General features: G+C 69.2%; 11 protein-coding genes and 1 other RNA gene. 8 read left to right on the plus strand and 4 right to left on the minus strand.

All coding sequences use genetic code 11. The features are described 5' to 3' along the window. Window positions 1-61 precede the first annotated feature (61 nt). Entirely contained in the window at window positions 62-1,465 is a 1,404-nt protein-coding gene (locus BY998_RS03145) for a cytochrome P450 (protein ID WP_110350137.1), read from the plus strand. Window positions 1,466-1,618: 153 nt separating this feature from the next. Here BY998_RS03145 and BY998_RS03150 read toward each other — a convergent pair whose 3' ends face one another. Beyond that, a complete protein-coding gene (locus BY998_RS03150) occupies window positions 1,619-2,260 on the minus strand; it encodes an SspB family protein (protein WP_110350138.1) in 642 nt (213 codons plus the stop codon). Between the two features lie 57 nt (window positions 2,261-2,317). Beyond that, window positions 2,318-2,693, minus strand: a transfer-messenger RNA (tmRNA) gene (gene ssrA / locus BY998_RS03155). A 42-nt stretch (window positions 2,694-2,735) separates the two neighbouring features. On the opposite strand from ssrA, the gene BY998_RS03160 reads away from it, so the two are divergent. The 6 genes from BY998_RS03160 to BY998_RS03185 all read left to right on the plus strand — a co-directional run bounded on the left by BY998_RS03160 (window position 2,736) and on the right by BY998_RS03185 (window position 8,967). Next, window positions 2,736-3,560: a CPBP family intramembrane glutamic endopeptidase gene (locus tag BY998_RS03160; protein ID WP_110350265.1), complete on the plus strand. Its 825-nt coding sequence runs from the start codon at window positions 2,736-2,738 to the stop codon at window positions 3,558-3,560. A gap of 98 nt (window positions 3,561-3,658) precedes the next feature. Next, window positions 3,659-4,453, plus strand: coding sequence for a thymidylate synthase (locus BY998_RS03165; RefSeq protein ID WP_110350139.1), 795 nt, complete (start codon window positions 3,659-3,661; stop codon window positions 4,451-4,453). Further along, window positions 4,453-4,953, plus strand: a complete 501-nt coding sequence (locus BY998_RS03170; protein ID WP_110350140.1) for a dihydrofolate reductase — start codon at window positions 4,453-4,455, stop codon at window positions 4,951-4,953. Before BY998_RS03165 ends, BY998_RS03170 begins: the two co-directional genes overlap by 1 nt. A 279-nt stretch (window positions 4,954-5,232) precedes the next feature. Continuing rightward, complete coding sequence (hflK, locus tag BY998_RS03175; RefSeq protein ID WP_110350141.1) at window positions 5,233-6,372, plus strand: FtsH protease activity modulator HflK; 1,140 nt, start codon at window positions 5,233-5,235, stop codon at window positions 6,370-6,372. Next, a complete protein-coding gene (locus BY998_RS03180; RefSeq protein WP_110350142.1) occupies window positions 6,369-7,322 on the plus strand; it encodes a protease modulator HflC in 954 nt (317 codons plus the stop codon). Before hflK ends, BY998_RS03180 begins: the two co-directional genes overlap by 4 nt. Before the next feature lie 109 nt (window positions 7,323-7,431). Beyond that, entirely contained in the window at window positions 7,432-8,967 is a 1,536-nt protein-coding gene (locus BY998_RS03185) for a Do family serine endopeptidase (RefSeq protein ID WP_110350143.1), read from the plus strand. A gap of 92 nt (window positions 8,968-9,059) precedes the next feature. Here BY998_RS03185 and serB read toward each other — a convergent pair whose 3' ends face one another. Further along, a complete protein-coding gene (gene serB / locus BY998_RS03190; protein ID WP_110350144.1) occupies window positions 9,060-9,956 on the minus strand; it encodes a phosphoserine phosphatase SerB in 897 nt (298 codons plus the stop codon). A gap of 32 nt (window positions 9,957-9,988) precedes the next feature. On the opposite strand from serB, the gene miaA reads away from it, so the two are divergent. Further along, on the plus strand, window positions 9,989-10,924 hold the full coding sequence (gene miaA, locus BY998_RS03195) for a tRNA (adenosine(37)-N6)-dimethylallyltransferase MiaA (protein WP_181425419.1): 936 nt from the start codon (window positions 9,989-9,991) through the stop codon (window positions 10,922-10,924). On the opposite strand, the gene BY998_RS03200 is transcribed toward miaA, so the two are convergent. After that, window positions 10,902-11,768, minus strand: a complete 867-nt coding sequence (locus tag BY998_RS03200; protein ID WP_110350146.1) for an NAD(P)-dependent oxidoreductase — start codon at window positions 11,766-11,768, stop codon at window positions 10,902-10,904. The two genes, miaA and BY998_RS03200, sit on opposite strands and share 23 nt — an antisense overlap. Window positions 11,769-11,807: the final 39 nt, after the last annotated feature.

Here is an 11,807-nt window from a genome sequence, read left to right on the forward strand (position 1 = left end):
GCAGATGACGCATTGCGGCATCCGTTACCGCCGAGTTTCATCGCAAGGTTTTTCCCCGTCGATGCTGGATCTGCCGTCCCTACCGGCCCGCAGCGCGGATACCGGGCCGTTCCGACCCAAGGTTCCGCCGCCGCTCACCCGGCCCCTCGGCCTGTTCGCCTTCCTGAAGGCCGTCCGAGAGAACCCGATCGCCACCTGGATGGACGCGCATTTCGAGGAATTCGTCGTCGCCGGGGAGACGGCGATGGGGCGCGTCACCGTCGTGAGCGACCCCGCCCTCGTGCGCTACCTGCTGGTCGAGAACGCCGCCAACTACCGCAAGGACGACCTCCAGAAGCGGGTACTCGCGCCGGGTCTGGGCAACGGCCTGCTCACGGCGGAGGGCGACGAGTGGCGCCTGCAGCGCCGAACGCTGGCTCCGATCTTCTCCGCCCGTCACGTCGCCGGCTTCGTGGCACAGATGGATGCGGCGGGCGCGCGCCTCGGCCGCCGGCTGACCCGCCGCGACGGCGCCACCGTCGACATCGCCCTGGAGATGACCCGCGCGACCCTCGACGTGCTGGAGCGGACGATCTTCACGCAGGGCCTGCCCGGCGATCCTGACGCGCTCGGGCGGGCCATCACCCGGCTCCTCGAATCGGTCGGGCCGATCGATCCGCTCGACGTGTTCGGCTTCCCGGCCTTCGTGCCGCGGCTCGGCCGCCTGCGGGCGCGGCCGGCCCTGCGCTTCTTCGCCGAGGTTGTCGACACCCTGCTCGACCAGCGCAAGGAGGCCCTGGCCCGGGGCGAAGCGCCCCACGACCTGATGACCCTGCTGCTCGCGGCCCAGGACCCGGAGACCGGCAAGGGACTCTCCGACATCGAGGTGAAGGCCAACATCGTCACCTTCATCGCGGCCGGCCACGAGACCACCGCCAATGCGCTGACCTGGGCGCTCTACTGCCTCTCGCAGGATGGGGCTGCCCGCGAACGCGTCGAGGCGGAGGTCGATGATGCCGCCGGCCCCGATGGTGCCCTACAGCTCGACCGATTGCCGTTCACGAAGGCGGTGATGGAAGAGACCATGCGGCTCTTCCCGCCGGTGCCGTTCCTGAGCCGGCAGGCCCTGCGCGAGGACCGGATCGGCCGCGTGAAGATCCCGCGCAACTCCACCGTCATCATCGCCCCCTGGGTGATGCAGCGGCACCGCAAGCTCTGGGCTGAGCCCGACGCCTTCATCCCCGAGCGGTTCGTCGGTGCGCGCCGCGACACGATCGAGCGCTACGCCTACCTGCCCTTCGGGGCGGGGCCGCGGGTCTGCATCGGCCAGAGCTTTTCGGTGCAGGAGGCGACGCTGGTGCTCGCACACGTCGCGCGGGCGGTGCAGCTCACCCTGCCGGAGGGCCACCCGCCGGTGACGCCGCTCCACCGGGTGACGCTGCGCCCGAAGGAAGGTCTCCGGATGGTGGCGAGGCGTCGGGGCTGACGCGCCGCATCCGATCGGGGAGGTGAGTCGACGCGATCGGCACGAGGCCTGCGCAAGCGATCCAAGCTGCCGCCCTTTCCGGACGGGTCGCGTCCTGGATCGCTTCGGCTTCGCCTCGCGACGACGGTGATGCTTTGATCGAGAAGCGCGGCGTCAGTTCTTCTTGCGGAAGGCGTCGAGGCTCACGACCTCGGCGGTGCCGTCGCGCTCGACCTTCTCGGCAGCCTCGGGCTGTGCCTCCGTGCCGTCCTCGGATTTGTCGTCCGGCTTCGCCTTGCCCGCGGCGGGCAGGGCCGGCACGATCTTCGGCCCGTTCGGCAGCGTGGCGATGCCGGTGCCCTTCGGCTTGATCTCGGCGGGCTCCGAGGCCGCACCGCGCGGGCCGACCTTCGTCGGCGTGCTCGGCTGCGATTCGTCGACGGCCTCCGCCTCCTCGCCCTCGTTCAGATCGAACTTGAGACCGAACTGGACCGACGGGTCGAAGAAGCCGGACAGGGCATCGAACGGAATCAGAAGCCGCTCGGGCACGCCGGAGAAGGACAGGCCCACCTCGAAGCTGTGCTCGGTCACGCCGAGATCCCAGAACTGGTGCTGCAGGACGATCGTCATGTCCTGCGGGTATTTTTCGCGAAGGCGCTGCGACATGCGCACGCCCGGCGCCTCGGTGCGGAACGAGATGTAGAAGTGATGCTCGCCCGACAGGCCTTCCCGGGCCGCGTCGGTCAGCACCTTGCGCACGACGCCGCGCAGGGCGTCCTGAACCAGGAGATCGTAACGGATCAGATCTTCGGCCATCGGCGCTCGCTTCACCGGTCACGGCCGGATGGCGGCTGCGCCGGGTCGTGGAAATTGAGTGGAGGTTTCTGTTGCCAGGTACCTCCGAACCCCGCCTATGCGGTGCTACCCGCTAGGACTTTAGGTCGGTTTTTGGCACCGCTTACGCGGCGACAGCCACCGGAGCAAAGTTGTCGTTGGCAACTATTGCAAAGGCCCGATAACGGCGGAACCATGCCGAGCGAAAGCTCACCCTTTACGCCCTCGTCGATCCTATTTCGCCCCCGCCGGAACCCAACATCGCGGCCGTGCGGCCATCGGTCCTGGGTTCGGGTGGAGGCGCCGGGTACCGCCCCCGGGTCCGATAGGTTTATTTCGAAGAACGTTTATCGCCATAGCCGGCCTTGCGACCGGCAAAGCGAATATAGAGAGGCCGACGGCGGTTTTGAAGAGCGATCAGCGCTCAGACCCGCTCCGCGTTGCGAGCGTGGCCGATATGCCGCCCGCCCGCCTCGGCGCGCGCCCGCCCGCATCCTCGGTTTCGCCCCTGCGACGCGCCCTGTCCTGGCTCGGACAGGTGCTGCTCCTCGTCGCGGTGCCGCTCCTGATCCTGCTCGTGGCGAGCGGTCTCGCCATCCTGTTCGTGCGGGTCGGCGGCGATCTGCGCCTCGGCATCGACCCGCTCCTGAGCACGGAGCGGCGCCCGCGCCTGCCGCTCGCCGAGATCGCCGGCCGGAGCGTCGCGGTGGACGCGATTCGGCAGCTGCTGATGGCGCTGCTCGTGATCGCGGGGGCCGTATGGATGTCCGGCCGCGGTTGGCGCCGGCGGCTCGGTCTCGCTCCTCCCGCTCAGCCACGGACGCCGATGCGGCGGCTTTGGCTGCTCCTGCCACTCTGGCCCCTAATCCACATCGCCTGGGTGACGACCACGGCGGCGGCCCTGCACATGAATTTCGGACAGGGGGTCCGCCTCTCGCCCTTCCTGAGCCCGACGATGCTGGCGCTGTGGCTGGCCTTCGTCGTGGTGCTCGCCCCGGTCGCCGAGGAGATGCTGCTGCGCGGCGAGACTTTCGCTCGGGCCAGCGCCTTCCTCGGCCCGGCGGGCACGATCGCGGCCACGGCGCTGCTGTTCTGCCTCGCCCACGTCTCGCTCGAATCGGGCAAGACGAGCGCGCTGGCCCGGCCGCTCACGCTCCTGCCGCTGGCGCTGACTCTCGGTTGGCTGCGCTGGCGCACCGGCCGGCTCTGGCCCTGCATCCTGCTGCACGGCTGGAGCAATTTCTGCCTGATCGCCTATCAGCTCGGGCCACGGCTGCTCTGACGGCCTGAGGCAAGCGTAACCAAACTCTCCGGAAAGCCGGGACGGCGCCGAAGCGCGACTCGACATCGGCGCGGGGGAGCGCCAGACCTTGAGGCGTCATGCGCGCCTATCACGAACTGCTCGACCGCATCCTGACCGAGGGCGTCCGCAAGGAGGACCGCACCGGCACAGGCACGCTCTCGGTCTTCGGCCACCAGATGCGCTTCGACCTGTCGCAGGGCTTTCCCCTCGTCACGACGAAGCAGCTGCATCTGCGCTCGATCGTCCACGAGTTACTGTGGTTCCTGAAGGGCGACACCAACATCGCTTATTTGAAGGAGAACGGCGTCACGATCTGGGATGAGTGGGCGGACGCGAAAGGCGATTTGGGCCCCGTCTACGGCAAGCAGTGGCGCTCCTGGGAGAAGCCCGGCGGCGGCACCGTGGACCAAATCGCCTGGGTCCTGGGCGAGATTGCCCGAAACCCGGATTCGCGCCGCCTCGTGGTCTCGGCCTGGAACCCGGCCGACCTCGAACGGATGGCGCTCGCACCCTGCCACTGCCTGTTCCAGTTCTACGTGGCGGACGGGCGGCTCTCCTGCCAGCTCTACCAGCGCTCGGCCGACGCCTTCCTCGGCGTGCCCTTCAACATCGCGAGCTACGCCCTGCTGACGGCGATGATGGCTCAGGTGACGGGCCACGCCCCGGGCGACTTCGTCCACACCTTCGGCGATGCCCATCTCTACGCCAACCATCTCGATCAGGCCCGGCTCCAGCTCTCCCGCGCACCGCGCGCCCTGCCGCGCCTCCGGCTGAACCCCGAAATCCGTTCGCTCTTCGACTTCCGCTTCGAGGACATCGCCATCGAGGGCTACGAGCCGCATCCCGCCATCAAGGCGCCGGTGGCCATCTGATGACGCGCCCCGCCATCGCCCTGATCGCCGCCATCGCCCGCAACGGCGTCATCGGCCGCGACAACGCCCTGATCTGGCGCTTGTCGAGCGACCTGAAGCGCTTCAAGGCGCTCACCATGGGCAAGCCTATTCTGATGGGCCGTAAGACCTGGGACTCGATCGGCCGGCCGCTGCCGGGCCGCCGCAGCCTAGTGCTCACCCGCGACCGCAGCCTCACCATCCCCGGCGCGACGGTCGTCAATGACTGGGGCGGCGCACTCGAAGCCGCGGGCGGGGAGGAACTGATGGTGGTGGGCGGCGCGGAGATCTACGCCCTGGCCCTGCCCCATGCCGACCGTCTGCACCTAACCGAGGTCGAGGCGGAGCCGCCAGGCGATGCGTATCTTCCGCCCTTCGACCGGGTGGATTTCCGTGAGACGCTTCGCGAGGCGCACGGGCCCGGCGAGCGCGACGAGTTCGCCTTCCAGTTTGTGGATTTCGAACGCGTGGGCGGCCGTTGATGGTGTGAAGGCCGGTGCGCGGCGCATTGGCCGCAGGGGTTGCGTTCGGCATCACGCCTTTCAGACCGTTGCGGTTGACGCGAGGCAGGCCCACCTGCCAGCCTTGACAGGACCGCACGGGGCCACTCAGGTGCGCAGCGTCCATGCGGCACCGCAAACGCGTTCTGGCGGTTGGCAAAACCGGCTTCACCCGCCCTGCGGCGGGTCGAGGGGATCGGGTTTCAGATCAGGGTCTTCCGCATCCGCGGAGATCGGCTTCAGCAGGAGATCACGTCGAGAATGCCTTGGAGCAATCAGAGCGGCGGCGGAGGTGGCCCCTGGGGCCGTCCCGGCGGCGGCAATGGCGGCGGTCCCTGGGGTGGCGGGGGCGGCGGCAAGACGCCCCCCGATCTCGAAGATCTGCTCCGGCGCGGACAGGATCGCCTCCGCGGCGTCATGCCGGGCGGCGGCTTCGGCGGCGGCAAGGGAATCCTGGTCGCGGCGGGCCTCGTGCTCGGCGCGTGGCTGCTGACCGGCTTCTACATCGTGAAGCCCAACGAGGTCGGCATCAACACGATCTTCGGGCGCTACACCGGCCAGTCCGGCGAGGGCCTGCGCTACAACTTCCCCTACCCGATCGGCAGCGTGCAGAAGCCGAATGTCGGCGTCGTGAACTCGATTCCGATCGGCTACGTCACCGGCGGCGGCTCCGCCCGCCAACGCGACGTGGCGGAAGAGAGCCTGATGCTCACCGCCGACGAGAACATCGTCGATCTCGACTTCGAGGTGCAGTGGCGCGTCAACCCGCTCAAGGCGGAGGACTACGTCTTCAACCTCGCCAACCCGGACGGCACCATCAAGGCGATCGCCGAGAGCGCCATGCGCGAGGTGATCGGCCGGCGCAACATCCAGGCGATCCTGACCAACGAGCAGTCGAGCATCGCGCAGGAGGTCAAGGAGATCGTCCAGGCGGCGCTCGACGAGTACGGCGCGGGCGTGCGCATCGAGGTGGTGCAGCTCACCAGCGTCAACCCGCCCCCGGAAGTGCGGCCGGCCTTCATCGACGTGAACGCCGCGCAGCAATACGCCCAGCAGGTGCGCAACGAGGCCGAGACCTACCTCAGCCGCGTGGTGCCGGAAGCCCGGGGTAATGCGAGCAAGGTCGTGCAGGGCGCCGAGGCCTACGCCTCCCAGGCCACCGCCGAGGCGACCGGTCAGGCCGCGCGCTTCAAGCAGGTCTACGAATCGTACAAGGCCGCGCCCGAGATCAGCCGCGAGCGCATGTTCCTCGAAACCATGGAGAAGGTGCTCGGCTCCGTGCACAAGACCATCATCGACCAGAGCGGCGGCGTCTCCGGCGCCAACGCAGCGGGTGTCCTGCCCGTCCTGCCGCTGACCGATGGCGGCCGGAACCAGACGACCGGAGGACAGGGCCGATGAACAATCCCGCCCTTCGCACCGGCCTCGTCGTCATCGCGGCGGCGATCGCGGTCGGCCTCTACGCCTCGGTCTTCACCGTCGGCCAGATGCAGCAGGCCCTCGTGCTCCAGCTCGGCCGCGTGCGCGACGTGCTGAACCCCGTCGGCCAGAACAAGCCGGGCCTCTACTTCAAGGTCCCGTTCGCCGACAGCATCGTGCTGTTCGACAAGCGGGTGCTCGACCTCGACCTGCCGGTACAGACCCTGCTGACCGCGGACCGGCAGAACCTCGAAGTGGACGCCTTCGCACGCTATCGCATCATCGATCCGCTGAAGTTCTATCAGTCGGTGGGCACCATCGCGCTCGCCAACCAGCGTCTGGCGAGCTTCACGAACTCGTCGCTGCGCAACGTGCTGGCCCGCTCCAGCCGTGACGCGATCGTCCGGACCGACCGCGCCAACCTGATGAACGCGATCCAGGAGGACGTGAACAAGCAGGCCAAAGCGCTCGGCATCGAGATCGTCGATCTGCGCATGACCCGCGTCGATCTTCCCGCCAAGAACAGCCAAGCGGTCTACGACCGCATGACCTCGGAGCGGAAGAAGGAAGCCACCGACATCCGCGCCAACGGCGAGCAGGCCGCGACGCTGATCCGGGCCAAGGCCGACCGCGACGTGACCGTCATCCTGGCGGAAGCGACGCAGAAGGCGGACGAGCTGCGCGGTCAGGGCGAGGCGGACCGCAACCGCATCCTGGCGGAAGCCTTCGGAGCGGATGCTGGCTTCTTCTCCTTCTACCGTTCGCTGCAGGCCTACGAGCATGCGCTGAAGGGCCAAGACACGCGGCTCGTCGTGAGCCCGAACTCCGACTTCTTCCGCTACTTCGGAGACCCGCAGGGCCGCAGCCCGAACACGCGCAGCGGCGCCGAGCCGACCGCCGGCGGTGCGGCGACGACCGGCGCGGTGCGCTGACGACCGAGCGGCCTCTGACAAGCGACCGGCCGGCGCCCTTGATCGGGGCGCCGGCCGACGAATTTATAGGCATGCCTGACAAAGCCGTCCGGAACCTGAGGAAACATCCATGAGAGTCGCCGCGAATGCCGCCCGGGGCCGACAGCCGTCGCTCGCCCGGCGCGCCTCATCGGCCCTGGCCGCCGCGGTGCTGGGCCTCGCCGTCACGGCGACCGCCCTGCCCTTCCCGGCCTTCGCCCGCGGCCCCGAATCGCTCGCCGACCTCGCCGAGAAGGTGACGGACGCGGTGGTGAACATCTCGGCCTCCACCACCGTCGAGGCCAACAGCCGCAGCGGCCGGAGCCTGCCGCAGCTGCCCCAGGGCACGCCTTTCGAGGATCTGTTCGAGGAATTCTTCAAGCGCCGCGGCCAGGGTAGCCCGCGCAGCGAGGAGGACAGCCCGCGCGCACCCTCCCGCAAGTCGAATTCGCTCGGCTCCGGCTTCATCATCGACGCCGCGGGCGTGGTGGTGACGAACAACCACGTCATCGGCGATGCCAACGACATCCAGGTCATCCTGGCCGACGGCACCAAGCTGAAGGCCGAGATCATCGGCAAGGATCCGAAGATCGACCTCGCCCTGCTCCGGGTGAAGCCGACGGCCGAGCGACCGCTCAAGGCGGTGCCCTTCGGCGATTCCGACAAGATGCGCCCGGGCGATTGGGTGATGGCGATCGGCAACCCGTTCGGGCTCGGCGGCTCGGTCTCCGCCGGCATCGTCTCGGCCCGGGGCCGCAACATCGAGTCCGGTCCCTACGACAACTACATCCAGACCGATGCGGCCATCAACAAGGGCAATTCCGGCGGTCCGCTGTTCAACATGGACGGCGAGGTGATCGGCATCAACACCGCGATCCTGTCGCCGTCGGGCGGCTCGGTCGGCATCGGCTTCGCGGTGCCCTCCGGGACGGCGAGCCCGGTCATCGACCAGATCCGCGAGTTCGGCGAGGTCCGCCGCGGCTGGCTCGGGGTGCGCATCCAGAACGTCGACGACGCCACCGCCGAGGCGCTCGGCCTCAAGGGCGGGGCCAAGGGCGCGCTGGTGGCCGGCGTGGACGAGAAGGGCCCGGCCAAGACCGCCGGTCTCGAAGTCGGCGACGTCATCACCAAGTTCAACGGCGTGCCGGTGAAGTCCTCCAGCGAGTTGCCGCGCATCGTCGCCGCGACGCCGGTCGGCAAGACCGTGGACATCCAAGTGGTGCGCAAGGGCGAGGAGCAGACGAAGTCGGTCGTGCTCGGACGCCTGGAGGACGGCGAGAAGACGCAGGTCGCCAACGTCAAGCAGCCTGAGCCGGAAGCGGTCAACCGGCAGATCCTCGGCCTGAACCTCTCGGGTCTGACCGAGGAGGCGCGCCGCCGCTACGGCATCAAGGAGAGCGTGAAGACCGGCGTCGTCGTCACGAAGGTCGATCCTAATTCGACCGCCGCCGACAAGCGCATCCAGCCCGGCGAGGTCATCGTCGAGGTGGGTCAGGAAACGGTGGCGAATCCGGCCGACGTGACCAAGCGGGTCGACGCCCTGAAGAAGGAGGGCCGCAAGTCGGTGCTTCTGCTCGTCGCGAGCGCCAGCGGCGACGTGCGCTTCGTTGCGATTGGGCTGGAGTAAGGATCGCTCGTCGATCGAGGAGATCGGCGGCGCGACGCTGCGATCGTCGCGCCGCCTGCCGCTTTCACGAACGGCAACGGCCGGGCCGCGGTCTAGGCCGCGAATTCGGCCGCCGAGAAGCCCTGAAGGTAGAGCAGCGCGGTGAGATCACCGTGGTCGATGCGCACTCGGGCGGCCTGTGCCACCTTCGGCTTGGCCCGGAAGGCGACGCCGAGACCGGCCTCGGCCAGCATCGGCAGGTCGTTGGCGCCGTCGCCGACGGCGAGGGTGTCCGCCGGCGACAACGAGAGCCGCTCGCGCAGTTCCAGCACGGTCGCCCGCTTCGCCTCTGCGCCGACGATCGGCTCCTCTACCGCGCCCGTCAGGTGCCCGTCCGCCACGGAGAGGCGGTTCGCGCGGGTCTCGTCGAAACCGAGCGTCGCGCCGATCGGGCCGGTGAACAGCGTGAAGCCGCCGGAGACGAGGCAGGTGACGGCGCCGTGCGCCCGCATCGTCGCCACGAGCGTCCGTCCGCCGGGCGTGAGCCGGATCGCATCGCGGATCAGCCCGTCGATGATGTCGACGGACAACCCCTTCAGCAGGCTGACGCGCTCGCACAGGGCCGGCTCGAAGGCGATCTCGCCGCGCATGGCCCGCTCGGTGATCTCGGCGACCTGCGGCTTGAGGCCGACCATGTCGGCCAGTTCATCGATGCATTCCTGCTCGATCATGGTCGAGTCCATGTCGGCCAGGAACAGGCGCTTGCGGCGGTGCTGATCGTGGGCGAGCACGGCCACGTCGATCGGCTCGCCGGCCAGCGCTGCGCGTAGCGCTTCGGTGAACCCCGGCGCCGCCTCGGCCTCACCCGGCACCAGCAGTTCGGCAGCCACCTCCCCATGCAGGATTCGGGGCAGATGGTCGGTGCGCAGCACCCGGCGCGCCTCGGCGAGCACCGCGTCGGTGATGGCGGGCCGGGCGGGGTTTGCTATCAGCGTGGCGACGAGGGTCATGGAGAGAAAGCGCCGTGCAGGGTCCGGACGGGATGGATGCGGAGCGTCCGGCCGCAATTCTCATTGCAGGGCCCACCGCCTCGGGCAAGTCGGCCCTGGCCCTGCGGATCGCCCGCGCGTTTCAGGGCACGGTGATCAACACCGACTCCATGCAGGTCTACGCGGATCTGCGCGTCCTCTCGGCCCGTCCGGCCCCGGAGGAGGAGGCGCTGGCGCCCCACCGGCTCTACGGCAGCGTGGACGGGGCGGTGAATTTTTCCGTCGGCCATTTCCAGCGGGCTGTCGCCGCGCTTATGGCGGAGGACGGTGCACCGGGCCTGCCGATCTTCGTCGGCGGCACGGGCCTGTATTTCCGCTCGCTCGAGGACGGCATCTCGGATCTGCCGGAGGTGCCCGCGGCGATCCGGGACCGGATCCGCACGGAAGCGGCAGGGCAGCCGACCGAAGCCCTCCATGCCCTGCTCGCCCGGCGCGATCCCGTGAGCGCGGAGCGCCTGCGCCCGTCGGATCGCATGCGGGTCATGCGCGCACTGGAGATCGTCGAGGCCACGGGCCGCTCGATCCTCTCCTTTCAGGAGGCGCGGCGACCCGGCCCGCTGGCCGGCCGGCCGCTCCTGAGGATCTTTCTCGACGCCGACCGGGACGAGCTGCGCCGACGCATCGATGCGCGCTTCCTCGCAATGATGGAGGCCGGCGCCCTCGACGAGGTCGCCGCCTTGCGGGAGCGGCGCCTCGACCCGCTCCTTCCGGTGATGCGCGCCCACGGCGTGCCGGGGTTGATCGCCCATCTCGAAGGGACGCTCTCCCGCGAGGAGGCGATCCGGCGCGGGCAGGCCGACACGCGCCGCTACGCCAAACGCCAGTTCACGTGGTTCCGCCACCAGATGGGGGCGGACTGGCTCTGGACCGATGCGGAGGTGGGCTGGGCGCGGGCCGAAGCGCGCTTCAGCGCTCCAGCCGGGCGATGAGCGAGGAGGTGTCCCAGCGCTTGCCGCCCATCGCCTCGACCTCGGCGTAGAACTGATCGACCAGTGCCGTCACCGGCAGGCGAGCGCCGTTGCGGCGCGATTCGGCGAGCAGGATACCGAGATCCTTGCGCATCCACTCCACCGCGAAGCCGAAATCGAACGTGTCGGCATTCATGGTGCGGCCGCGATTCTCCATCTGCCAGGAGCCGGCCGCGCCCTTCGAGATCACCTCGAGCACCGATTCGACGTCGAGCCCGGCGCGCTTGGCGAAGTGGATCGCCTCGGAAAGACCCTGGACCAGCCCCGCGATGGCGATCTGGTTGACCATCTTGGTGAGCTGGCCCGAGCCCGAGGGCCCGAGCAGGCGGCAGGACTTGGCGTAGGCCGCGATGACGGGCTCGACCCGGGCATAGGTCGCCTCGTCGCCGCCGCACATCACGGTGAGCACGCCGTTCTCGGCCCCCGCCTGACCACCGGAGACCGGGGCATCGATGAAATGCAGGCCGGCCGCATCGGCCTCCGCCGAGAGTTCGCGGGCCACTTCCGCCGAGGCGGTGGTGTGATCGACGAAGACCGCCCCCTTCTCCATGCCGGCAAAAGCGCCCTCCGCCCCCAGGACGACCGAGCGGAGATCGTCGTCGTTGCCGACGCAGGCGAACACGATCTCACAGCCGGCCGCTGCCTCCCGCGGGGTCGAAGCGGCCCGCCCGCCATTGGCGGCGACCCAGGCATCGGCCTTGGCACGGGTGCGGTTGTAGACCGTCACGGTGTGGCCCTTGCGCGCAAGGTGCCCGGCCATGGGCGAGCCCATCACTCCGAGGCCGAGGAAGGCGACGTTGGCCATGGGTTTCATCTCCGGTGTTCGATGCGGTCTGCTGGCGAC

The organism is Methylobacterium sp. B4 (assembly GCF_003201865.1).
Classification (GTDB): Bacteria; Pseudomonadota; Alphaproteobacteria; order Rhizobiales; family Beijerinckiaceae; genus Methylobacterium.